We start from the raw sequence: 23209 nt of genomic DNA, 5'->3' as shown, positions 1-23209 counted from the left end.
TCTTCGGGAGGCCGGATGTGGGATCGGTTTCCCATGTACAGGTCTGCAGCGGGGACCGCCAGCGCCGGGCGAATGGCCCGGCGAGGGTTGTCGAGCCCCTGTTGCCAGGAGGCCAGATTCATGCGACAAGGACCGAGCTTCTCTCGATTTGCGGCAATCGCTCCGGCCGAGCCTGCCGTTCTTGAGGGAAGTAGGTCCGACCCCCAGCGCGTCTTGCCTCGAATCATCGAGCGGGACGTCTCCCGGGGCCAAACTGCCCCGGACCGGTCGCCCGAGCACCTGCCCCCGAACTGCGCGGCTGCGCTGCGCTGACTCTCAACCATCCGACTCGGCCATGCTGACAACGCTCGCCCTCTTCGCCCCTGCCCTGGTCCCGATCGACCCCCTTCCCGGCGGTGACGCCCTGGTCGCCTACTCCAAGCGCGTCGGTGTGCAAACCACCGCGTACGCGGAGCTCGAGGGTCCGGCAGGCGCCCCCTTCGCCCTCTTCGCCCAACTGATCGACGTCGAGGCCCAGGCGGGCGCGATCGACCTCGGCGCCTCGCTGATCGTCGCCGAAGGCTTCTTCGACGGCGCCGGCCGCGCCAGCGTTTCGGTCCCGGTCCCCGGCGCCCTGCCGGCGGGCACCCAGTTCGCCGTCGCAGCCGGCTACGCCAGCCAGGGTCAGGTTTGGCTCGGCAGCACGGCGCCCCTGCCGATCTCCGAGACCGCGAATTCGATCCCGCTCGACTTCGACTACGCCCCGGGCTTCGACGAGCCGGTGGCGGGTCAGACGATTGTCGGTGACTACATCGAGATCGGCCTGGTGGTCAGCGCGATCAACGACGGCTTCGGCCCCAACCAGGCGATTATCTTCGACTCGGCCAACCCGACCGGCGGCGACACCGACTTGGCGACCCCCGGCTACGGCCTGGCCAACGACACCGCCCTCGGCAACCTGCTGATCATCGCGGAGAACTCGGTCGACGCCGACAACGACGGCCTGGTCGACGATCCGGACGACGAGCGCGAAGGCGGCATCCTGGTGTTCGACTTCGCCGAGCCGACCGAGATCGATTCGATGACCGTCGTCGACATCGACGACGCGCAGATGAGCGAGATCCGCGTCACGCAGGACGGGCTGGGTGTCACCACCTACCCGCTGGTCGACGTCGGCGACAACGGCGTGCAGACCATCGTCATGCGCCTGACCAACGTGACCAAGGTCGAGCTCGACCTCGGTGGCTCCGGCGCCCTGGCCGAGATCGCGTTGAAGCCCTGCCCGATCACGGTCGACTTCAACGAGACCCCCACTGGCAAGCCGCTCGACTTCCCCGCCGGAACCGAGATGACCAACCAGTACAACGACGTCGGTCTGACCTTCGCCGCCCTGAACGGCACCCCCGGCGGTCCCGACAAGTGCATCATCTTCGACTCGGGCAACCCGACCGGCGGTGACGACGACCTCGGCACCCCCGGCTACGGTGACAACAACGACACCTTCCTCGGGAACCTGCTGATCATCGCCGAGAACGACGTCGACGCGAACAACGACGGCCTCGTCGACGATCCGGACGACAACCAGGACGGCGGCATCATCTTCATGGGTTGGGACCAGGACATCCGCCTGATCAGCTTCAAGGTGATCGACGTGGACAGCACCGAGATCGACGCCGTGCGTCTGTTCGACTCGAACAACATGCTGATCCTCGAGGCCGACCTGGGCCCCATCGGTGACAACTCGGTGCAGGAGTTCTTCCAGCCCGGTGGCGTCAGCGGCGTCCGTCGCGCCGAGCTGATCTTCTCGGGCTCGGGTGGTGTCGACAGCATCCGCTGGTGCCCCGACACCGACGACTCGACGGTCCCGGGCACCTGATTCGAGCCTGACCGAAGAGCGATCCCGGACGGCCCGCAGTGCCTGGCACCGCGGGCCGTCCTCGTTCGGGGCTCCTGCGGGCCTCGGCAGCGTCCCCGAATTCGGCGACCGAAGTGGGCCAGATCCTGGCAACGGCTCGCCCCGTCCGAGCGCTTGGCGGCAGCTCACGCCAGGAGCGCCACTCGCGGTCCAGTCATGCCGCAATGGGCCCGTCTCGAGCGCGAAGCGGGTCGCGGCCCGGACGCGGAGCCGCTCAGTCGGCGCGAAGGCTGCGGAGTTGGACCTGGGTTCGGCCTTCGGAGCCGACGCTCGTGGTTGCGAGGAGCAGGCGGTCGCCTGTCCGGCGCAGGACGGGCACGCCGCTGCGCCGAGTGGGCGAAGATTCGAGGATCGCCTGGGGTTCGCTCCAGCGTCCGCCCGGCTCGCGCGCCTGGTGGATCAGCTCGGCGCTGCCACCCGACTGCACCAAGTGGACCAGGTGTAGGGCGCCGCCTGCATCGAACTCGAGGGCCACGCGGCCCAGTGCCAGGGAGCCGGGTGACGAGACGAAGGCCTCCCGCGGGGGTCCGAAGCTCTGGCCACCGTCGGCGGAGAGGGCGACCTTGATCGCGGGCCGGTCCGCGGCCGTGAACCAGGCCAGCGCCACCTGTTGGCCTCGGGCTGCCAGCACCGGTCCATTGACCGGGCATCCGGCAACGACCCAACCATCGGCGTGCACCAGCGCCGGATCCGACCAGCGGTCACCCAGCCAGCGCACGACTGCGATGTCACGCAGCTCCTCGCCGGGTACTCGGTCGCGGTAGGCCACGACCGGCCCGGCAGGCGTCGCCACGATCGACGTGGGGCAGCAGTCGCACACGTCGGCGTCGAGCTCCAGCTCCTGGCGCACGCCGTCGGACACGTGGGCCGTGTGCAGCGTCATCGCGCCGCGACCGTCGTGCCCGTGTTCGTCCGCGCCCTTGGCCACGCCGTCCCCGACCTCCGCCGCGGTCCCATGGCCGTCGAGCCACACGGCCGTCAGCCCGCTGGGCCCGGGCGCGAAGCTGGCGAAGCCGTGCTCCACCGCCTGTTGATCGGCGTGCAGCGAGCCCAGGGGCTCCCAGCTTTCGCCTCCGTCGGTGGAGCGCGCGAGCTGCACGCCGTAGGCGTAGTTGTCACCGCCGAGCTCTTGCAGCCAGTGGGCCACCAGGGCGCCACCGGGCGCGGGCACCACCCCCGGCGTGTCGGCCCAGTTGACGAACAGGTCATCCGCCACGACCGCGGGCGCCGCCAGGGGCCGGGCCACGCCGCCCGCCAGATCCGCCGCGCGCAGGGCGAAGCGGCCTTCGCCCTCGGCCGGCTCGAGCCAACTGACCAACACCCGGTCGTCCAAGACCCCGATGCGTGGCGCCAGGGATCCGGCTGCCGCGGGGAGGTCGAGCAGCTCCCAGGTGGCAGTCGTGGCCGGTTGTTGCGCCGTGGCCAGGGCCGCGATCGCCGCCGCGATGGGAAGGATTGCCATCGCGACAGCCTACGCGGCCCCCGCGGTCAACGGATCTGGGTGATCACCGGCCCGCCGAACAGGCTCAGGTTGAAGTCGAGCAGCTCCAGGCCGAGCTCGAAGCCGACCAGGTCGACCACGTCGGGGATCGGGAAGGAGAGCGTCGACGTGCCCGGGGCCACGACCTGGGTCAGGAAGGTCTCGGCGACCGTCAAGAAGTCCCAACCGAGGCCGGGCTTGAACTCCACGTCGTCGGTGTCGTAGTTGACGAACAGGAACCCGCCGGCGCCGGTCGTGATCGCCTGCAACTGCCAGTTGGTGCCGCGCACCGTCGAGTTCAGCGGTGTCAGGTTGGCGAAGATGTCCGTGGCCAGGTTCGCGTCGTAGGCCGGCCCCGCCGGCAGGGTCCCCTGGGGGAAGCCGCCGCAGGTCCATGTCACCGCGGGCCCGCCGGTCACCTCGGAGCCGGTCTGGAACAGCAGCTTGCAGACGATGCCGGTGCCCGAAGAACCGGAAGTAGGCGGACCCGGGCAGTGGGGGCTCTCGAACGCGAAGTAGGAGCCGCCGCGCACCGACGAGTGAGTCACGATCACGGTCGAGCCGGGGGCGCTGATGCCGACCGGCGAGGGCGGTCCAGGATAGAAGTCCGTGTCCGCGTCGATGGGCGAGATGGTCGAGCCGGAGATCACCAGCGTGCCGACGTTGGTCTGGATCGCCGGCGCCCCCGGAGCCTGTCCGGTCAGGCCGAACCAGGTCGCGCCGATGACCGAATCCACGATCCAGAACTCGTCGAAGCCGCCCCCGACGATCAGCGGTTCGGGCCCGTTGCAGTAGAAGAAGCCGTCGACGCCGCCGCTGACTCCGAAGTTGTTGATCGTCGCGCGCCCGGAGCCGGGCCCAGAGAGGCTGATGATCGGCTTCGACGACGTGGTGAACGGGCAGATCGGCGTGATCTGCAGGAAGGCCTTGGGCGAGGCGACGATGTTGATCGCCTTGCTCAGCACGATCGGGTCGTAGGTCCCGCCGTGTACCAGGATCGTGGCGCCGGGAGCGGCGGCGTCGATCGCGTTCTGCAGCGCGGCCGGATCGCCGGGGAAGACGTCGATCGGTGCGAAGGTGGCTGCGAAGAGGGGCAGGGTCAGGGCGACGCTGAGCATGAAAGATCCTGGAGCGAGCAGTGGGCGTCCCGCCGGAGCGTGTCCGGCGTCGTCGACGATGGTGTCGACAGGCGGGCGCGATTGTGGCTCGCGACCGAGCCCGCCGCGACCAATCCGTGCGGCAGCGAGGAAGTCGCCTATTGGTCGCGCCAGCCGTGCAGGTGCTCGAGCATTGCTCGCACCTGGGCTTGTTCGCTATCCACGCGAACGCCGTCCCACCCGAGCCGACGTGCCAGGCGTGCGATCACCAGCGGCGCCGCGCGCTCGACGTTCTCGCGCGGGCCGTAGGCGATGTCGGTGCGCCGCAGCAGCACGTCGCAGGCACCGAGTGCGTCCTCGCACTGGGCGGCCCAGTCGACCTCGCCCGCGAGGGTCTCGGGATCGAGGAGCGTCGACGCATCCGAGTCGAGTCCCGCTGCGTCGGCGCAATCGGCGTCGTCGCAGGCCGCCCGCACGGCGCTCGCATGCACGCCGTAGCGCCGGACCCAAGCCTGGGCCCTGATCGCGTCACCTTCGGGAATGCGCCCGGACCAGTCCGGTTGGGCCACCTGCGCGTCGAGGGCTCCCCACAGGCGCAGGTCGCGGGTGGGGGACTTGGCGTGCCCGTTCCCGGTGCCCAGGTCGCGGGCGATCCTGGCGCCGAGCTTCTCGGCCATCGAGCGGTAGCCGGTGAGCTTGCCGCCGGCGATGGTGTAGAGGTTGCCGTCGCGCTCCACGCGTTCCTCGCGGCTGCGCGCCCCCGGGTCCTCCTCGGGCGCCGCGAGCAGAGGCCGCAACCCCGACCAGGTCGAGAGCACGTCGTCCGCGTCGAGCTGGGCCCCGGGCGCCAAGCCGTTGGCGGAGTCCAGCAGGTAGCGCACCTCCTGCCCCGTGGCCGAGGGCGGAGCTCCGGCCGGCGCGTCGAGGTCGGTGGTGCCGATCACCGTGTGCCGCGGCCAGGGGATCAGGAACATCACGCGACCGTCGACGCTCGACGGGAAGATCACCGCGCCGTGGGTGAACAGGCGCTCGCGGGGCACGACGATGTGGCTGCCACGGGTCGGCGCGATCCAACGTCCGCCGAGCCCGGCGCGGCCGCGCAGCTCCTCCACCAGCGGCCCACCGGCCAGGACGCTCGCGCGCGCCGTGACGTCGAAGGCTTCGCCGGACTCGTGATCGCGCAGCTTCGCGCGCACGCCCTCCGCGCCGTCCTGCACCGCTTCGACCTCGCAGCGCGAGAGGCACACCGCACCCTGGGCGATCGCCGTGCGAACCACCGCCCAACACAGGCGCGCGTCGTCGGTGGCGCCGTCCAGGTAGGCGCCGCCGCCGCGCAGGCCGTCCGCCTCGATGTCGGGGACGCGCGCGCGCACGTCGGCGGCCGAGAGCAGCTTGGGCAGACCCAGGGCGCGCGGTACCGACAGAGCGGTGTACAGGGCCAGGCCCGCGGCGAGCTTCAGCCGACCCACTCGGTCGCCGCGTCGCACGGGAAAGGCGAAGGTCTCCGGCCACACCAGACCGGCGGCATTGCGCAGCAAGAGCGCCCGCTCGAGGCAGGACTCCCGCACCAGGGCCAGGTCCCCGTGCTCCAGGTAGCGCAGCCCGCCGTGGACCAGGCGCGAGGAGGCGCTCGAGGTCGCGCCGGCCCAGTCGCCGCGCTCCACCAGGGCCACCGAGAGGCCGCGAACCGCCAGGTCCAGGGCCAGGCCGGCGCCGGTGATGCCCCCGCCGATCACGAGCACGTCGAGGCCGCCGGCCGCCAGGCGTGCGCGCCGCTCGTCGCGGGGGGGAGGGGCCAGGGGGTGCGGGGTCGTCACGGATCTCGACCATCGCCCACCGGAGCGCGCGGTTCAAGGCCGGCCCGCCGCGGTTACCCTGCGCCGGTGAGCGACGAACGATCGATCGACCTCTCGGCCCCGCCCGTGATCGAGACCGCGCGCCTGCGCCTGCGGCCCTTCGTCGAGGACGACGCGCCGCGCCTGACGGCCCTGCTCGAGGCCTTCGAGGTGGTCGAGTTCACCGCCGGCTACCCGCACCCCTTCGGCCTCGACGACGCGCGGCGCCAGCTCGAGCGCCAACGGCACCTGGCCGAGGCAGGCCAGGCGGTGCACTGGGCCATCGAGCCGATCGAGACGCCGCCCGGGAGCCTGAACGGGCTGTGCGGCGGCGTGTTGGCCAAGCTCGACGCCCCCTGCCGCAACGCGGAGCTCGGCTACTGGCTCGGGCGCAACGCCTGGGGCCGCGGCTTCGCCACCGAAGCCGGGCGCGCGGTGATCGATTGGTGCTTCGGCGCTTGGAACGCGAACCGCGTCGAGGCCCACCACGTGGCCCGCAACCCCAGCTCGGGCCGCGTGCTCGAGAAGCTCGGCATGCAGCAGGAAGGCCACCTACGCCAACGCCAGCGGCGCTGGGAGCGCTTCGAGGACGTGATCCTCTACGCGGTCCTGCGCGGCGAGTGGCAGGCTCGGTGAGCGACCGCCTCGACGGCCTCACGCAGCTGGCGCCGGGCGCAGGGCCTGCGCCGCGCTGAGCGGCGGGTTCGCTCGAGGGAGGGTTGGATCGGGCGCGCGACGCCGTGGGGGAGCTTCCTGTCGCGAAGGGGCGATTCTCTTTTCACGCCCCCCGTCCACGCGCGTCCGTCCGGTTGGTGAAGTCGCGCGCGCCGTCGCTCGCTGCGCCTTCGCCCTTCACGCCAGTCGTCGGCGGTGCCCAGGGCATCCCGGCCGAACCCCGGAGGAGCGATGCAGATCGCCCAGCCCGCCGTCGATCCGACGGCCGCGCGGACCCTGTCCATGCCCAGCGAGGACCAGCTCCTCGCCGCCCTCGTCGACCGCGTCACGAACGGCTTGTGCCCCGAGGAGTTCCAGTTGGCCCGCCAACTCGGCTTCGAAGGCTACGTGGAGTACCACCTCACGCCGAACCTGATCGACGACAGCGCCCTCGACGCCAAGCTCGTCGGCCTGGGCAGCTTGAACCTGAGCGCCGGGCAACTGCTCGCGGCCTACGGCGAGCTCGGCATCGTGCCCCTGCTCGAGCTGCGCCAGGCGGCGGTGCTGCGCGCGGCCTTCTCGAAGCGGCAGCTCTTCGAGCGCGTGGTCGAGCTGTTCTCCGACCACTTCAACGTCTACCACCAGGCCGGCCTCTGCACGCTGCTCAAGACCGTCGACGACCGCGAAGTGATCCGCGCCCACGCCCTGGGGCGCTTCCCGGAGCTGCTGGTCGCCTCGGCGCGCAGCGCGGCCATGTCGGTCTACCTGGACAACTACGCCAACACGGTGCTCGGCGCCCAGGAGAACTACGCCCGCGAGTTGATGGAGCTGCACACGCTGGGTGTCGACGGCGGCTACACCGAGGACGACGTCAAGAACGTGGCGCGGGCCTTCACCGGCTGGACCTTCGACACCACGCCGGGGCCCGGCTTCGGTGACTTCAAGTTCACCTGGCTGCTGCACGACCAGGGCGAGAAGACGGTGCTGGGTGTCGACCTGCCCGAGTTCGGCGGGCTCAGCGACGGCAGTCAGGTCCTGGCGATCCTGGCTGGCCACGACTCCACGGCTCGTAACGTAGCCGGCAAGCTGTGCCGCTGGTTCCTGGGCTACGACGTGCCGCCGGCGATCGTCGAGCGGGTGGCCGAGGTCTACCACTCGAGCGGTGGCGACCTGCGCGAGATGGTGCGCGCCACCCTGCGGCCCGAGCACTTCCTGCGCGTGAAGCCCTGGGAGCAGCCCAAGCTGAAGCGCCCCCTGCACTTCGCCGCGTCCTTGCTGCGCGCCGCGGGGATCGAGGTGCAGAGCACCTACCTGATGACCGAGGGCCTGCGGCGCATGGGGCAGGTGCCCTACGACTGGTCGCCGCCCAACGGCTACCCCGACTCGCTCGGCGCCTGGGGCAGCTCGCTCCTGCCCCGTTGGGAGTTCGCCTCGAACCTCCTGGCCGGCGTCTACCTGGGCTGCTCCTTCGACCCCGACGCCTTCCTGGTCGCGATCGGCAACCCGCCCAAGTCGCAGCTGGCCTCCGCCATCGACGAGCGCCTGACCGGCGGGCGCTCGCCGAGCTCCGAGGTCGCCCTGGTGCAGCGCTACGTGGACGACTTCACGCTCCTGACCGGCTTCCTCGTGCGCGAAGCCGTGGCCCTGGCGGCTTCCATGCCGCACTTCCAGCTCTATTGACCGAACCCAGCGAGCCAGCCATGTCAGACCAACACCGAGACGAGAGCGCGCCGGGCCGCAACGACCACGGCGCCTGCGACGAGTACCGCAGCTTCTCCCGGCGCCAGTTCCTGGGGCGCGGCGCCCTGGCCGGGGCGGGAGCCCTGACGGCGCCCCTGTGGTTGCCGGGCGTGGCGCGGGCCGCGGGCGGAGCGGCGCCGCGCACGACGCTGGTCTACGTGCTGCTGCGCGGCGCCATGGACGGCCTCTCGGTCTGCGTGCCCCACGGCGACGCGGGCTACTACCAGGCCCGGCCGAGCCTCGCGGTGCCGGCGCCGGGCAAGTCCGGTGGCGCCCTCGACCTGGACGGCTTCTTCGGCCTCAACCCCGCCGCCGCGCCCTTGCAGGAGGCATTCGCCGGCGGCCGCCTGGCCCTGGTCCACGCGGCCGGATCGACCGATCCGACCCGCTCGCACTTCCTGGCCTTCAGCAAGATCGAGTTCGGCCTGCCGCAGCAGCCCCTGGGCAACGTGGACTCCGGCTGGTTGGCCCGGGCGTTGGTGAACGCGCCGCCCACGGCGCCGGCCGCGGGCCTGCGAGCCGTGGCGATCGAGGACCTCCTGCCCAGGACCCTGGCCAAGGCGCCCAAGACCCTGGCCGTGCCGGACCCCGCGAACTTCGCCTTCCCCGGCGCCGCCTTCACCGCCGATCGACGGCGCGCGGCCATCCAAGCCGCCTACCCCGCCGCGCTCCCGCCCCTGAACGTGACCGCGGGCACGACCTTCGGCGGCATCGACTTGCTCGACTCACTGGGCATCGCCAGCTACCAGCCCGAGCCGACAGCCACCTACCCCGACAGCACCTTCGGCCAGCAGCTGCGCGCCGCCGCGGCCCTGATCAAGGCCGACGTGGGCCTCGAAGCCATCACCCTCGACTACGGCGGCTGGGACCACCACGCCAACCAAGGGCCCAACGGCGGTCAGATGTCGGCCATGCTCGACGACCTCACGCGCGCCTTCGCGGCCTTCGACCAGGACACCCTTCCGGTGGCGGACCGGGTGGTTCTCGTGGCCCACTCTGAGTTCGGGCGCCGCGTCGCCGAGAACGGCAGCGCCGGCACCGACCACGGCCACGGCGGCCTGATCTTCGTGCAGGGTGGCGCCGTGCACGGCGGCCAAGTCCACGGCCCTTGGCCCGGCCTGGCCGAGTCCCAACTCGATCAGGGCGACCTCGCCGTCACCACCGACTACCGCGACCTCTTGGGCGAGATCCTGCTCGAGGGCATGGGGGTCAGCGACCTCGACGCCGTCTTCCCCGGGCACGTCCATCAGCCGCTCGGGCTTTTCGGTTGAGGGGCGGCGAGTGCGTGAGCACCCGACCGCTGGTTTCGTGCGCTTGGTCGGTACCTACGCGGCCGCGCCGTCCTGCTGGATCGCACGCCGGTTCTCGTCCACGACTTCGATGGCGGTGAGTAGGGCGAGCGCGGCTGCGATCCAGACCGGGCCGAGCGGCAACCACGCGGTCCCCAAGCAGAGGAGCGCGATCAGGAAGTGCCTCCACCCCCCATCGCCGCAGCGCATGTGGTTGAGCGCGAGGCTGATGACGTAGAGGGCGACGGGGATCGCCAGGGTCAGGCTGGCCGCGAGTGAGCTGATGTGGGCGCTGTGCGCGGCGTGGTCGACGACGACAGCGAGTCCGGTGCCGGTGGCCGCGGCGGCTGCGAAGACGAAGTAGTGGCCATAGCCCCAGGCGATGGCCTTCCAGTTCGTGCGCTCGGCGGCCACCGCGGGCCGCTGGAAGTACAGCCACCACATAGCGAAGAGAATCACCGGGGCGCTGAGGATCACGGCCACCAGGGCGGCCGAGAAGGCGCCCGCGTCGAGCGCGGTTTGGATCGCGACGGTGGCGGCGAGCACGGACTCGCCGATGACGATGATCGTCATCAGGCCGTAGCGCTCGGTGATGTGGTGGGGGTGCCAACTGGTGGCGCCCGCGCGCTCGGCCCAGACCGGCACGCCCAGCTCCGCGGGAACCAAGAGCAGCCACACCGTCGCCTGCCACTGCGCGGGCAGAGCCAGCATGCCGATCCATGCCACCTGCAGCACGCTGATCCCAGTCGCGTAGCGCAGGGCCGTGCTGCGCCGCCCCCGATCGGACCGCGCCGCCCGCAGCCACTGGGCCACCAGGCCGACGCGCATGATGGCGTAGCCCACGACCATGAAGCGGAAGTCCTGGTGCTCGAAGGCCCGCGGTACACCGGCGGCCAGCACCAGCAGCCCGAACATCTGCAGCAGGACCTTCAGCCGGTAGGGCACGTCGTCGGTGTCGTAGGCCGACGCGAACCAGGTGAAGCCCATCCAGGCCCACCAGATGGCGAAGAACACCATGCCGAACGGCACCAGCGCGTGCCAACCCTCGCCGTGCGCGAGCGCGTGGTGCAGGGACTGCGCTGCCTGGGCGATGGCGACCACGAAGCACAGGTCGTAGAGCAGCTCGAGCGGCGTGGCCGCCCGGTGGAGCTCGTCGGGCTTGCGCGGCACCATCGGCCGGTGCCAACGCCCGGCCGTTGCAGCTGAATCACTCATGTTGGCGCGACGATAGGCAGGGCGTGCCTGCTGCGCCATGCGCCGACCACAGGTCCGGGCTCACTCGCCGTCGTTCGAGGGCGCGGGCGTGGGGCCGAGGGGGATCGCCTCCAGGCTGTGCTCGAGTTGGCCGCGCATCAGCTCGCGCGACTTGACGGCGGCTTCGCTGTCGCCGGGTAGGGCCTCGTCGAGCAGCTCCAGCGCCTCCTGCAACCAGGGGCGCGCAGCATTGCCGTCGCCGGCTTCGACCAGGGCCAGCCCGAGCTCGCGCACGATCGGGAACGCGCCCGGGCGCACCTCGACGGCTCGGAACAGGAGCTGCGCGGCGTCGGCCGGTCGACCGTCGCGGCGCAGCAGCTCCGCGGCCAGACGCAGGGCGTCGACGTCGTCGGGATCGAGGTTGAGCGCGCCCTGGGCCCAGTAGAGGCCGGAATCGATGTCGCCGCGGGCACCGTCGAGGCGCGCCAGCTCGATCAGTCCGGCCCGGTCCTGCGCGAAGGCGCGCGAGAGGTCGCCGCGCAGGTTGCCGCGCAGGCCCGAGTCGGGACACAGCTCGTAGGCGCGACGCAGGTACGGCAGGGCGGCTTCCGTCGCCCCGCGCCCGATCAGGATCGCGGCCACGTTGTAGTGGGGCTCGAACTGCTCCGGGCCGAAGTCGCAGGCGCGCCGGAAGGCCAGCAGGGCGTCGTCGTCCTGGCCGAGCTGCAGCAGGGCCTTGGCCCGCTCGCTGTGGGCCCAGGCGTGCTCGCCGTCGCGGCGCAGGGCCTCGTCGGCCGCGTCCAGGGCGGCCGGGTAGTCGCGGCGGCGGAAGGCGATCGTCGACTGCAGGGTCGGCGCCTGGGGATCGCCGGGAGCGAGTCGATCGGCGGTGGCCAGGTAGCCCTCGGCCAGGGAGAGCTGGCGCTCCTCGATGGCCGCGCGCGCCGCCCACAGGTAGTCGTCGAGCACGCCGCTGCGCAGCTCCAGCACTCGCTCGAAGCTGGCGCGCGCCAAGCCGAAGCGCTCGATCTCCATGTAGACCTGCCCCAGGTCGAAGTGCGCCTCGGCGAAGCGCCGATCGATCTGGATCGCGTGCCCGAAGGCGTCGATCGCCTCCTCGAAGCGCTTCTGGGCCTTCAAAGTCGCTCCCAGCCCGACCCAGGCCTCGCGACTGTCGGGCCTGGCGTCGAGCTGCAACTCGAAGATGCGCTGGGGCGACTCGTAGTCGCCGTAGCCATCGAAGGGCGCGACCAGCAGGTAGCTCCAACCCAGGCCGATGTTCGACTGCAGCACGTCGTTTGAGCTGACCATCGCGTGGGCGCGGTCCTGGCGGAAGTCCTCGGCGATGTCGAGCGCCCGCTCGAAGCGCGAGAGGGCGCTCTCGGCCAAGTCCAGGGCGGGCTCCTGTTGGAAGCGCTCGAGCAGCACGCGACCCAGGGACCAGTGGGGCAAGGGGCTCTCCGGGCTCTCCTCGGCCGCCGTGGTGAACAGGGTCTCGTCGTCGTGCCAGACCGGGACGCGCCGGAAGCTGACCAAGCCCAGGAGCAGCGCGTAGACGACCAAGGCTCCCTGGGCCAGGTTGCGCCGCGCCGGCCGGCTCGCGAGTCCCTGAACGAGGGCGGCGAGCAGCAACCCGAGCCCGGCGGTCGAGAGGACCAGGTAGCGGTCGGACAGGGGGAAGCGACCCAGGGCGCCCGGGCGCGCGACGATCGGCAGCAGCGGCAGCAAGGTCAAGAGACCGCCGAACAGCGCCAGGCGCGAGCGGCGTCGAGCGAGGACCCACAGCCCGACCGCGATCGCGCCGACGGCCGCGAGGCCAGCGATCACCCGTCCGTCGGACAGTCCGCCGCCGAGGGGATCGACCGTGTGGAACACGCGCAGGTCGAAGGGCGCGACGAGGGTCGCGAGGGCGTCGCCGATGACATCGAAGCGCAGGCTGATGCGCCGGGCCAGGGGCAGCTCGGTGATGCCGTTGACGCGACCGAGGCCGCCCGTGAGCTGGCCGAAGACGGCGATTCGCGCGCCCAAGTAGAGGGCTGCCAGGGCGGCCACGGCGACCAGTGGCCCCCGTCGGTTCGCCTGCGGCGCACTGCCCTGCGCCGCGGCCGTCGGGCGCAGCACGCGATCGACGAGGAACGGCACCAGCAACAGCACCAGACCGACCTCCTTCGACAAGAGCGCCAGGGCCGTGGCCGTGAGGAACCCCAGGGGCAGTCCCCGAGAGCCCCGCTGGCGCCAGGCGATCCAGCGCTCGATCGAGACCAGGCCGAACAGACCCAGCAAGGGATCGGCGATCGAGCTCGACCAGGCCACCGCCTCGACCTGCACCGGGTGCAGCCCGTAGACGGCCGCCGCCAGGGTCGCGCCGAGCGCTCCCAGCCCAACGCGGCGCCCCAGGGCGAACGCCGCCAGGGTCGCCGCGAGGTGCACGAGGATCGACGTCAGTCGGAAGCCGTGGGGCGAGCCGTCACCGAGGGCGTAGCCCAGGGCCAGGGTCGTGGCCGTCAGGGGCCGCCACTGGGCGATGCGCGCGGACTCCTCCGGTCGCAGGAAGTCCCAGTAGCCGCCGCTGAAGAACTGCGGCAGGTTCCCCAGGTCGCGGATCAGCGGGTTGGCTTGGATCGCGGACCGGTCGTCGTAGACGAACTCCCCGCCCAGGGAGGCCGAGAAGGCCGCGAAGACCAGGGCGAGAAGGAGAACGGGCAGCAGGTAGCGCATCGGGGAGCTGGCTTACGCGGTCGCGGCCCCGCAGGTTAGCGTGGGGCCCTCGCGCGTCCCCCGACTAGCCCGGCCGAGCTGCCCGGTCTCGGCTCGGTCGGCGTGCGATCAGCGAGGACGAGGATCCGGACCATGAATCGACGACAGGACTCTGGTCGGCGGCCGCTGGCCCTCGCGCTGTTCTTGGCCCTCGTGTCGGGGGCCTGCGCGGCGCCGTCGGCGACCCAGAAGGGTGACGCGGGGCCGACCCGGGTCCCGGGTCCGATCGAGGTGGCCAGTCCGGCCGCGACGGGCCCGGGCGAGACGGCGAACACCGATGCTGCTCCGGCCGCGAGCGTGCCCGCCGCGAACGTGCCTGCCGCGAGCGTGCCCGCCGCGAACGTGCCTGCCGCGACAGTGCCTGCCATCGCGGACGCGCCCGTCGTCGAGAGCGGGGCTGGCAGCGGCGCCGCGCCGGTCGCTCCAGCGACTCTCGAGCGCATCGCCCTGCTCGGCGCCAGCGCCACCGGAGGCTTCAACCTGAACGCCGAGCTCGGCCGCGCCGCGAGCATGGCGGACTTCCTCGAGCTGGCCCTGGTCACCCCGCCCGCCGCGCTCCTGGACGCCTCCGACCTGATGCTGTTCAGCTCACCCCTCGATCGGGGTGGCGAGGCCATCGCGGCCGCGGCCGCCTTCGGTCCGACAGCGACCCTCGCGGTGGACCTGCCCTTCTGGTTCGTGCACGGCCCCTACCGCGGCGACCGCGATCGGCGCGACGCCTTCGAGTGGCTCTTGAACTCCCTCGACGGTGAGTTCGGCGATCTCGTCCTGGGCACCGTTCCGACCATGGGGCCGGAGGTCGCGGAGTGGATGGTCGCTCCGAGTTTGCGCGCCAAGGACGAGACCGTGGCCTGGGCCAACGGCCGCCTGGCCCAGTGGGCGGCGGAGCGTGAGCACGTGGTGATCGTGCCCATGGCCGAGTTCCTCGCCGACCTGCGCGCGGGCCGCGACCTGACCCTGCGCGGCCAGACCTTCGAGGGCGAGGACGTGGAGGAGTTCCTCCAGGGCGACGGACTGCACCCCACGGTGGTCGGCACCGCGGCGCTCCTGATGCTGGTCCTCGACGGCCTCGACCGACACGCAGGCGGCAGCCTCGCGGGCGAGTTGAGTTGGGACGTTGAAGAGTTGGCGGGCGCGGTCGAGGACGCGCAGTAGGGGCGGGTCTCGAAGCTCGGCGATGCTCGCCGGTCGCCATGCGCCTGTGGCGCCGTCGCTGCGGATCGCACAGCACGGGCCCGCGACGCCGCGGTGCATCGATGACGGCGCAGGTTCAACGGCTGCGCGCATTCAACCGTAGTGCGTCTGCAATGACCACGGGCCCCGCGGGACTGAACGTCCCACGGGGCCCGTGTGCTGATCCGAATCGCGCTCGCGCGCGACCCGGCTCACTTGGCCTGGGTGCGGGTGTAGACGATCTCCATCATCTTCATGCGCTCGTCGCCCATGATTCCCCAGCGCGTGAACTTCTGGGTGTTGTTGTCGATCACCTCGATGCGGTCCTCGCTCTGCATCTCCTCACCGGTCATCGGATCGGTGTCGGAGGCGAACATCGTGAAGACCTTGCCGTCGTCGCTCACGTAGCCGGCGGAGATCGACATGCCGGTCGACATCGAGTCGACCCAGACGCCGCGGTAGGTCTTGGCCGCGTTGTCGTAGCCCCACAGGCTGAGGCCCTCGAACTCCTCGCCCATCATGTCGCCGTGGTAGGTCTGCTTGAGCTGGTGCCCGTCGAGGATCCACTCGGTGACCATCTTCCCGGCGGACTCGGTCGGCGGCTGGCCCGGCGCCATCCAGAACTTGGCCTTGGCCGTGTAGGTGCCGACGAAGGGGTCGAGCAGGCGGTGGTGGTCGCCGGGGGTTCCGGCTTCTTCCCAGGCGGCCATCATCTCGTCCATCGACGGCTCCTGGCCCGTGGGAGCTTTGGACGGGGTCGGCTCGTAGTTGCCGGCGGCGAAGCCGAGCGCGAGGGCGGCGGCGATGGAGGCGGCGGTAGCGGTGGTGTGCACTTTGGATAACTCCGTGATCTGAAATGGCTTGGTTGAGCCGGGCCGATGGGCCGGTGCGGGGGGCACTTTCACGGACCGCGGCCCCCCGCGGGGCCGGTAGACGCGGGGGGCGCACGGACGGCTCGGGTCGGCGCTCGGGGGCGTTACCCTACCGCGCCCCGGCCGATCCGTGCGGTCCTCACAGGACCCTTGCGTCGGGGGCCTGCCCCACCCTCCCCATGACCGCCGAACCGGCCCAATCCCCGATCCGAGAGCAGGCGACCCCGGACCTCTTGGCCACCGAGCGGGTGGAGGCCCTGCGCCTGGCGCTGCTCACCTGGTACGACGCCGAGGCCCGCGACCTGCCCTGGCGCCGGACCCACGATCCCTATGCGATCTGGATCAGCGAGGCGATGTTGCAGCAGACCCAGGTGGCCACGGTCGAGTCCTACTGGACGGCGTTCCTGGAGCGCTTCCCGACCGTCGCCGACCTGGCCGCGGCGGACGACGACGAGCTGCTGGCGGCCTGGTCGGGCCTGGGCTACTACCGCCGCGCGCGCAGCCTGAAGGCCGCGGCCCAGGTCATCCTGCGCGAGTACGGCGGTCGCTTCCCGACGCACCGCCACGAGGTCCTGGCCCTGCCGGGCATCGGCCGCTACACCGCCGGCGCGGTGCTCTCGATCGCCTTCGACCTTCCGGAGCCGCTGGTCGACGGCAACGTGGCGCGGGTCTTCGCGCGCCTGTTCGCCCTCGACGCGCCGCTCGGTTCGCGCCTGATGGAGAAGGCCCTGTGGGACCTGGCCGGGATGTTGGTGCCGATCGACGGCATCGGCCCCTGGGGGCCGGGTTCCTGGAACCAGGGGTTGATGGAGCTGGGTGCTGTGCTGTGCTCGCCCCGCGAGCCGCGCTGTCTGTTGTGCCCCGTGTCGTCCTTCTGCCAGGCGCGCCTGCAAGGGCTCGAGCGCGAGCTGCCGCGCCCCAAGGTCCGGCCGCCGAGCGTCGAGGTGGAGCTGGAAGTGCTCCTGGTGCGCGACGACGACCGCGTGCTCCTGCAACGCCGCCCCGACGAGGGCCGCATGGCCGGCCTGTGGGAGCTGCCCACGCGCGAGCTGGCCTCGGACGCGGGGCGTCTGTGGCCGACCGAGTACGCCCACGCGGGCCTGCAGCCCCACGAGGAGCTCGGCAAGCTCAGCCACGGCATCACCGTCCACCGCATCAAGGCCCGCGTGCGCCGCGGCGAGCTGTGGACCCCCGGCGGCGCCCTCCCCGTCGGCGGCGACCTGGCCTGGATCCACCGCGAGCAACTGGCCGGGCTCGGCCTGACGGGCATGGCTCGCAAGATCCTGCGTCGGCCGTTCGCGGGTGGGTGGGTCTAGATGGCATGCTTGGGGGCCCCGGCCGGGGCCGCGTCATCGATCCCGACCAGCGGCAGTCGCCAGCGGCGTCCCCACTGACCAACTCGACCCAAGCGCCATGAAGTCTTCGCACATCCTGCTGTCGATCCTCGCCGGCTCGCTGCTGTTCGCGGCGCTCGGGATCTGGATGCGCGCGCAGGCGACGGATTTCCTGGGCTACGGCGACGGTGACACCACGGGGGAAGCGGGGCTCGAGCAGGACGTGGAGCGCTCGCCAGGGCAGGCGGAGACGCGGACGCTCGAGCCCATCGCTGCACCGGAAGCTCGCGGTCGAGCCGGCGGAGAGCCATCGGTCTCCGGTACCGTCGTCGAGCTGCGCGGCCGCGTCGTGGACTCGATCACCGGGGATGGCCTGACGGCCTTGATCGAGGTCACGGGGCCTGGTGGCCGCCGTGCGGTGCTCGCGGATCGTGGCACGGGAGATTTCGAACTGACTGTCGTCGACGCGGGCGGTCGAGTCACCGTGAGCGCACCCGGCTACGCGGCGTTCGATGGCGAGGTGGCGGGGGGCGAAGCTCGGATCGATCTGGGGACGATCCTCCTCGCGCCCGAGGAGCACCGAAGTGGGCGAGCCGTCGACGACGCCGGACGTCCGGTCGCGGGCGCGGACGTGTGAGTCCTGACCCGTTGGCCGAACTGTCGCGAAGTCGTCAGTGCGGTCTCGGACGCGGACGGGGCCTTCCGGATTCCGTGGACGGGGGAGGCCTTCGCGAGGGCGACCGCGCCGGATCGATCCAGCGGGTGGGTCTTGATCGGGCCAGGCGGCGACGCAGAGCTAGAGCTCGCTCCGGCGGCCAGCCTCAGCTTCGAGGCGTTCGGCGTTGAGGACGGGACGAGTGAGCTCCCGATTCAGCTCGACCTGCGGACGCAGCATCTGCACGTGCCGCTGCGTCTGGTGCTCGAAGGATCGAAGTCGAAGAGCGGGCGATTCGTGCTCCCGCCCGGCCCGGCGGAAGTCGCCCTGGTCCAGTCGCCCGGTTGGAGGTTCAGCGCGGAAGCGGGAGCCGAAGTCGAGTTGAAGCGAGCCCAGAAGACCGCGTCGGTCGAGCTGCGGGTCGAGCGGCCCACCGTGCTCGGGCTGTCCCGGGTCCACTCGCCCACGATCCGTTGCGTCGACGGCGAAGACGCCCGAGAGCTCGACCACTTCCGGGCACGGATCGGCTCGTTGGAGCGCTTCGGCGGCAAGGTGCCCGATCAGTGGTTCGACTTCGAATGGATCGAGAGCCGCCGCGGTCGGATCGCCGCGGACGACTTCGGGCCCGTCCTCGTCGGCGAGACCGACCTTCGCCTGACCGTGGAGGCCCCCGGTTTCGCGCGAGCCGTGGACGACGACCTCGCCGAGCAGCTCCGCCAGGGCAATGACGTGACGGTGGCGCTCGCGCGCCTGCCGGTCGAGCAAGTGACCTTCGTCCGGAAGGGAGACCCGCTCGCGGGCCTCGAACTCGAGCTCCGCACGCCCGGGGGCGCGGAGATCCTCGGGCGGGTCAGGCTCGATTCCCACGGCGACGCGGCGGTGCCGCTCGAGCAGATGCCCTTCGAGCTGTGGGCCGGCACGCCCAGCGCTCGCGGACTCGGTGTCGCTAGCGCGGCGCTCGCCCTGGTGCGACCGGACGACGTCGAGCGGGCCCCGGGCGAGGTCACGGCGCACCTGGATCGGACGGCGCGGGTCACCGTTCGCGCTGGACGGAGACTCGCGACCGAGCTGGTGCTGGTCGGTGAGACCTCGGGGCCCTGCCCGCTGCAGGTCTCGGGTGACGACCTCGTGTTCCCCCTCGTGCCCGCGGGGCAGTACTTCCTCGGCCACGTGGACGAGGCGGGGTCGCTGTCGGCTCGGAGCTATTGGGGCGAGCATCCCTGGTGGCTCTCCCTGTCGGAAGGTGAGGACGCCTCGTTGACGATCGATCTGCTCCCCCCGATGGGTGGCCCGATGCGGGAGCTCGTGCTCGACGTCGAGGGGATCGATCCCGCCGAACTGGTCGTCCAGCCGATCTGGTCGATCGATCCGGAGCGGGTCTCGTTCAACCCGGCAGGCAGGGTTCTCGCCGTCGACCACGCCGGTCGCGTCCGCTTGGGCGGGCGAGGGCCCGTGCCTCCCAACGTCCTGGTCGGCCGATTCGGTTCGTACGGTTTCGTTCCCCTGGCGCTCGGACGCGCGGACAGCGGCATCGCCGTCCGCGTGGCGGAGGTGGTCTTCGAGCTCAGCGAGCAGCTCGGCGACCTCGTGACGATTCAGACAACGTCGAACCTGGGCCGCATCGAGGTGCTGAACCTCATCCAGGTGACGGCGCGCGGCGGAGAAAGCGTCTCCCTGGGCGCCTTGCCCGTCGGCGCTATGTCCGCTCGCGTGCTCACGTTGAAGGGTGCGATGGATGTCTCCGTCGAATCGAGCACAGGGGAGCGAGTCGTGGTTCCGATCGAGCCTCGATAGCGCTCGGCCCCCGCGCTGCTCAGTGTCGCGTCGAAGCGCGGACGGTGCAGAGCGGCTCTCGTCGGAGCGACGGGGCCAGGACCTCGGCGCCGAGCAGCGGGGCGCGAGGCCGTGGAAGGCCGCGGCCGGCCCTGCGATGGCGGGCGGACAGGGGCAGTCCGATGAGTCCGCGTGGACTGGGCGGCGGGCACTGAGTGGAGGACACCGAGCGGTGACGGGCGGTCCAATCTGCTGCGATTCGACACGGCGAGGCCACGACTCGCAATAATGCCCCCCGCGCCCCGCGCAGGTACAGCTCACAGCGACACCCGCGCGCGCGACGACCCGCGACGGACCCCGAACCCTGGAGTCGACTCGAGATGCATCCTGTGACCCGACCGCGCCTGCGCCGCCTGTTCGTTCCCGCCCTCGCCCTGGTGCTGACGGCGTTCAGCGCGCCCGATGTCTTGGCTCAGCGCAGCCGCGGGTCGTCGCAGTCGCGCGCCGGCAGCGCGCGAACACAGCAGGCCCGCACGCAACAAGCTCGCACCCAGCAAGCCCGCACGCAGCAGGCTCGCACGCAGCAGGCTCGGACCCAGAATGCGCGCGAGGATCAGGCGAGCGCCGGCGCGCAAACCCGCGGCGCCGCCGGTTCGGCTCGCCGCGCCTACCAAGCCTCACCCCGCGAGCGCGCCGTGCAGCAACGTCTCGAGAACGCCGGTGTGCTCGAGCGCGGCGGCGCGACCGCTGGCGACCGCCCCCTGCGCGCGCGCCTCGAAGCTGCCGGCGTCCTGCCGCGCGTGCGCGCAAGCATGGCCGAGCTGCGCCAACCCTCGCGCCAACAGCGCAGCCCGCGCCTGTCGAGCCTGGGCCAGATGGAGCGCAGCACGCTCCTGCGCACGATGTTCGCCGAGCAGGCCAAGCATCGGGTGCGCCTCGCGCAGCTCGATCGCCTCGAGAGCCTGGCCCGCGAATCGGGCAGCGCCACGCGCGTCGAGGAGGTGCGTCGCCTGCGCGAGCTCGAGGTCGCGCGCCAGCGCCGGGTGACCCAGCGGGGCGACGAGGTGCTCGGTGCTCCCGGGACCTTCGACGCCGTGGTCGAGGAACTCGAGACCCGCCCCGCCGGGCGCTGAGCGAGGAGCCGAGCCCATGCAACGAAGACGAATGATCTCGATCGCGCGCGCCCCCCTGGCCGCTGCATTCCTCGCTACCGGTCTGACGGGTTGCATCACCGGGGGAGACTCCGCGAGCAGATCTGCCTCCGCCGCCGAGCCCTCGCCCCTGCCCAGCGCCGCCGAGGCCAACGCCGACGCCGAGCAGTCCATCACCACGCAGAACGCCGACGCCACGTTCGAGGAGCTGAAGGCGGCCATCGAGCAGGACCTGCAGGCGATGGACGGCAACTGACCGAGGCGGGCTTCGAGTGGCGGCGGCGCCGCGACCGCGGCGCCGCTCGCATTCTCCATCAGCTTCCTGAAGGAGTCCGCCACCCGGCGCGCGGAGCGCGTGCGCCACAGCGCGGTGACGACAGTCGCTGCTGTCCCCTGGAGTCGCCACTGCGGGTGCTCGCATCGCGCTCCCAACGTTCTGCCAGGCACCCATGTCCTCTACGGGGGACGTTCACCGTGTGTGCCATGTAGGCAGCTCCGCTGCGGGGCCGGCGCGATCGGAGGTTACGCGGCAAGTTCTCCATTTGACCGGGGGCTCGGCCGCGGGGGGGAGGGCTCTCGTGGGCCCTGTGTGGGGTCGGACACCATGGCACGGTTGCTGCTAATGGTCTGGACGTCTTCTTCCAACCAACACGGGAGACATCCAATGAAGCGACACACAATGCAGATCCGTTCGATCCGACAACGCCTCATCCCGGCCATGGCGATCGGGGTCGGCATGGTCTTCGCCCCCACCGCCGTGGCGCAACCCGTGGCCAGTAGCGCCGTGGCCTTCGGGGCCGCGTCGGTGGTCTCTCCGACGTCGGTGGGGGAGCCCGGTCGCTCGATGATCGCGCAGCAGCGCGGTCGAGGCTCCAACGCCCAAGCGGCGCCGGTCTCGTCGCCGCGCACGCAGACCGCTCGCACGCAGACCGCTCGCACCCAGACCGCCCGTACGCAGACCGCTCGCACCCGAGCGGCGAGGGAAGAGACCGCGCGCATCCAAACCGCGCGCACCCAGAGTGTTCGAACCGAGGCAGCTCGCACCGAGGCAGCTCGGATCGAGGCGGCCCGCACGGGTGACGAATCCCGTCGCCGCGCCTTCTCGATGTCCGGTCGCGAGAGCGCGCTGCAGCAGCGTCTCGAAGCGGCCGGTGTCCTCCCGCGCATGCGGGCCGACCAGGCCGACGAGCCCCTGCGTCGTCGCCTCGAAGCGGCTGGTGCCCTGCCCCGCTACCGCGCGAGCATGGCCGAGCTGAGGGATCCGTCGCGTCAGGTCCGCAGTCCACGACTGCGCACCCTCGCGAGCCTCGAGCGCAACGAAGTGATGCGTGAGATGTTCAACGACGTGGCCAAGCATCGCATGCGCCTGGCGCAACTCGACCGCCTCGGCGAACTGGCCCGTCTGCGCTCCGACGCCGCGCGGACCGAAGAGGTCGACCGACTGCGCGAGGTCGAGCGAGCGCGCCACCGTCGCCTGATCGAGAACGGCGACGCCGCCCTGGGTGACCCGGGGACCTTCAGCGCCGTCGTGGACGAACTCGAGACCGGATCTTGAACGAAGGAGAATCCCCATGACCCATCTCAACTACACCTCGACCAGGCTCGGCATGTCGCTCGCCGCCCTCGTCGCCCTGCCCCTGGTGCTGACCGGCTGCATGTCGGACGGACACGCCAGCGCCGACAACTCCATGCCCCCGGCCGAGGCGGAGTCCCCTCCCCTGGTGACCGCGGACGAGGCCCAGATCGAGGCCCAGGCCAACATCGACGAGTCCAACGAGGACCAGACCTATGCCGCCCTCAAGGCCAGCATCGAACAGGATCTGGCCGCGATGGACGGCTGACCGAAGCGGCCTGCCCTCCCTCCAGCCGCTCTCCCCGGCGGACCCCCGAGGCCCCGATGAGCTGTTCGCAGCCGATCGGGGCCGCCTTTGTGACAGGGCGCCTCGAAGCCCCAGGGAAATACTCGCACCGCAGGGCCCGGGGGTCATGCGCCCGACCAGGTCGATCGATCTCGGCGTGGTCGGTGGTGACCGCTACGGACAAGCGTGCGGTGCCCAGGTACCACGCCGAGCCGCGGGCGCATCTTCGCGTTGGCCTCGGTCAGCGAGGCTGTCTCGAGCGGTGCTCAACCTCGCTGGAGTCCCCCCCGACCCGCCGATCGAGAGCTGCGACACCCTCTTCGACCTTATCGAAGGTTCGGTCGCAATCGCTGGAGGCCTCGACTTTGGCGAGCCAGAGGACCGCCTCGAGCTGCCCGCCGACCAAGTCCAGGTCGCGCTGCGGCAACCCGCCCCAGGTCCCGGGCCGAGGC

General features: G+C 71.5%; 18 protein-coding genes. 12 read left to right on the top strand and 6 right to left on the bottom strand.

Going from position 1 to position 23209, the window contains the following annotated elements; all coding sequences use genetic code 11:
- The first annotated feature begins 334 nt into the window (after positions 1-334).
- Positions 335-1855 carry a hypothetical protein gene (locus Pla133_RS23990; RefSeq protein WP_145070082.1) on the top strand — a complete coding sequence of 507 codons (1521 nt, stop codon included), beginning with the start codon at positions 335-337 and terminating at the stop codon, positions 1853-1855.
- A 253-nt stretch (positions 1856-2108) separates the two neighbouring features.
- On the opposite strand, the gene Pla133_RS23985 is transcribed toward Pla133_RS23990, so the two are convergent.
- The 3 genes from Pla133_RS23985 to Pla133_RS23975 all read right to left on the bottom strand — a co-directional run bounded on the left by Pla133_RS23985 (position 2109) and on the right by Pla133_RS23975 (position 6288).
- On the bottom strand, positions 2109-3356 hold the full coding sequence (locus Pla133_RS23985) for a hypothetical protein (protein ID WP_145070080.1): 1248 nt from the start codon (positions 3354-3356) through the stop codon (positions 2109-2111).
- A 26-nt stretch (positions 3357-3382) separates the two neighbouring features.
- Entirely contained in the window at positions 3383-4492 is a 1110-nt protein-coding gene (locus Pla133_RS23980; protein WP_145070078.1) for a right-handed parallel beta-helix repeat-containing protein, read from the bottom strand.
- Between the two features lie 137 nt (positions 4493-4629).
- The gene (locus Pla133_RS23975; protein WP_145070076.1) at positions 4630-6288 is read right to left on the bottom strand and encodes a glycerol-3-phosphate dehydrogenase/oxidase; all 1659 of its coding nucleotides are present in this window, start codon (positions 6286-6288) and stop codon (positions 4630-4632) included.
- A gap of 66 nt (positions 6289-6354) precedes the next feature.
- Here Pla133_RS23975 and Pla133_RS23970 point away from each other — a divergent pair, with 66 nt between their 5' ends.
- The 3 genes from Pla133_RS23970 (at position 6355) to Pla133_RS23960 (ending at position 9971) form a co-directional block, all read left to right on the top strand.
- Positions 6355-6942: a GNAT family N-acetyltransferase gene (locus Pla133_RS23970; RefSeq protein ID WP_419191907.1), complete on the top strand. Its 588-nt coding sequence runs from the start codon at positions 6355-6357 to the stop codon at positions 6940-6942.
- A gap of 270 nt (positions 6943-7212) precedes the next feature.
- Complete coding sequence (locus Pla133_RS23965; protein ID WP_145070072.1) at positions 7213-8640, top strand: DUF1800 domain-containing protein; 1428 nt, start codon at positions 7213-7215, stop codon at positions 8638-8640.
- Between the two features lie 20 nt (positions 8641-8660).
- Positions 8661-9971, top strand: a complete 1311-nt coding sequence (locus tag Pla133_RS23960) for a DUF1501 domain-containing protein (RefSeq protein ID WP_145070070.1) — start codon at positions 8661-8663, stop codon at positions 9969-9971.
- Positions 9972-10025: 54 nt separating this feature from the next.
- Here Pla133_RS23960 and Pla133_RS23955 read toward each other — a convergent pair whose 3' ends face one another.
- Both Pla133_RS23955 and Pla133_RS23950 read right to left on the bottom strand, forming a co-directional pair.
- The gene (locus Pla133_RS23955; protein WP_145070068.1) at positions 10026-11204 is read right to left on the bottom strand and encodes a low temperature requirement protein A; all 1179 of its coding nucleotides are present in this window, start codon (positions 11202-11204) and stop codon (positions 10026-10028) included.
- A 60-nt stretch (positions 11205-11264) separates the two neighbouring features.
- Positions 11265-13901 (bottom strand): tetratricopeptide repeat protein, encoded by a 2637-nt coding sequence (locus tag Pla133_RS23950; protein ID WP_145070066.1) that lies wholly within the window; start codon positions 13899-13901, stop codon positions 11265-11267.
- 132 nt (positions 13902-14033) lie between these two features.
- Between Pla133_RS23950 and Pla133_RS23945 the strand changes: the two genes are divergently transcribed.
- Positions 14034-15095 carry a hypothetical protein gene (locus Pla133_RS23945; protein WP_145070064.1) on the top strand — a complete coding sequence of 354 codons (1062 nt, stop codon included), beginning with the start codon at positions 14034-14036 and terminating at the stop codon, positions 15093-15095.
- Positions 15096-15325: 230 nt separating this feature from the next.
- On the opposite strand, the gene Pla133_RS23940 is transcribed toward Pla133_RS23945, so the two are convergent.
- Positions 15326-15946, bottom strand: a complete 621-nt coding sequence (locus Pla133_RS23940) for a DUF1579 domain-containing protein (protein WP_145070062.1) — start codon at positions 15944-15946, stop codon at positions 15326-15328.
- Between the two features lie 218 nt (positions 15947-16164).
- On the opposite strand from Pla133_RS23940, the gene mutY reads away from it, so the two are divergent.
- From mutY to Pla133_RS23905, 7 genes are all read left to right on the top strand, one after another.
- Positions 16165-17301: an A/G-specific adenine glycosylase gene (gene mutY, locus Pla133_RS23935; protein ID WP_419191906.1), complete on the top strand. Its 1137-nt coding sequence runs from the start codon at positions 16165-16167 to the stop codon at positions 17299-17301.
- A gap of 97 nt (positions 17302-17398) precedes the next feature.
- The gene (locus Pla133_RS23930) at positions 17399-17956 is read left to right on the top strand and encodes a hypothetical protein (protein WP_145070058.1); all 558 of its coding nucleotides are present in this window, start codon (positions 17399-17401) and stop codon (positions 17954-17956) included.
- Positions 17957-18088: 132 nt separating this feature from the next.
- On the top strand, positions 18089-19768 hold the full coding sequence (locus tag Pla133_RS23925) for a hypothetical protein (RefSeq protein ID WP_145070056.1): 1680 nt from the start codon (positions 18089-18091) through the stop codon (positions 19766-19768).
- A 368-nt stretch (positions 19769-20136) separates the two neighbouring features.
- Positions 20137-20880 carry a hypothetical protein gene (locus Pla133_RS23920; protein WP_145070054.1) on the top strand — a complete coding sequence of 248 codons (744 nt, stop codon included), beginning with the start codon at positions 20137-20139 and terminating at the stop codon, positions 20878-20880.
- 16 nt (positions 20881-20896) lie between these two features.
- Positions 20897-21154, top strand: a complete 258-nt coding sequence (locus Pla133_RS23915; RefSeq protein ID WP_145070052.1) for a hypothetical protein — start codon at positions 20897-20899, stop codon at positions 21152-21154.
- 408 nt (positions 21155-21562) lie between these two features.
- Positions 21563-22453: a hypothetical protein gene (locus Pla133_RS23910; RefSeq protein ID WP_145070050.1), complete on the top strand. Its 891-nt coding sequence runs from the start codon at positions 21563-21565 to the stop codon at positions 22451-22453.
- A 16-nt stretch (positions 22454-22469) separates the two neighbouring features.
- A complete protein-coding gene (locus tag Pla133_RS23905) occupies positions 22470-22739 on the top strand; it encodes a hypothetical protein (protein WP_145070048.1) in 270 nt (89 codons plus the stop codon).
- Positions 22740-23209 lie beyond the last annotated feature (470 nt).

It is taken from the genome of Engelhardtia mirabilis (assembly GCF_007748095.1).
GTDB lineage: Bacteria > Planctomycetota > UBA1135 > UBA1135.
The sequence above is the reverse complement of the archived record's forward strand: the minus strand, read 5'-3'. Positions and strand labels throughout refer to the sequence as shown.

Coding starts and splice junctions, on each gene's coding strand:
- Pla133_RS23990 (WP_145070082.1), top strand. CDS start 335: ATGCTGACAACGCTCGCCCTCTTCGCCCCTGCCCTGGTCCCGATCGAC.
- Pla133_RS23985 (WP_145070080.1), bottom strand. CDS start 3,356: ATGGCAATCCTTCCCATCGCGGCGGCGATCGCGGCCCTGGCCACGGCG.
- Pla133_RS23980 (WP_145070078.1), bottom strand. CDS start 4,492: ATGCTCAGCGTCGCCCTGACCCTGCCCCTCTTCGCAGCCACCTTCGCA.
- Pla133_RS23965 (WP_145070072.1), top strand. CDS start 7,213: ATGCAGATCGCCCAGCCCGCCGTCGATCCGACGGCCGCGCGGACCCTG.
- Pla133_RS23960 (WP_145070070.1), top strand. CDS start 8,661: ATGTCAGACCAACACCGAGACGAGAGCGCGCCGGGCCGCAACGACCAC.
- Pla133_RS23955 (WP_145070068.1), bottom strand. CDS start 11,204: ATGAGTGATTCAGCTGCAACGGCCGGGCGTTGGCACCGGCCGATGGTG.
- Pla133_RS23950 (WP_145070066.1), bottom strand. CDS start 13,901: ATGCGCTACCTGCTGCCCGTTCTCCTTCTCGCCCTGGTCTTCGCGGCC.
- Pla133_RS23945 (WP_145070064.1), top strand. CDS start 14,034: ATGAATCGACGACAGGACTCTGGTCGGCGGCCGCTGGCCCTCGCGCTG.
- mutY (WP_419191906.1), top strand. CDS start 16,165: ATGACCGCCGAACCGGCCCAATCCCCGATCCGAGAGCAGGCGACCCCG.
- Pla133_RS23930 (WP_145070058.1), top strand. CDS start 17,399: ATGAAGTCTTCGCACATCCTGCTGTCGATCCTCGCCGGCTCGCTGCTG.
- Pla133_RS23915 (WP_145070052.1), top strand. CDS start 20,897: ATGCAACGAAGACGAATGATCTCGATCGCGCGCGCCCCCCTGGCCGCT.
- Pla133_RS23910 (WP_145070050.1), top strand. CDS start 21,563: ATGAAGCGACACACAATGCAGATCCGTTCGATCCGACAACGCCTCATC.
- Pla133_RS23905 (WP_145070048.1), top strand. CDS start 22,470: ATGACCCATCTCAACTACACCTCGACCAGGCTCGGCATGTCGCTCGCC.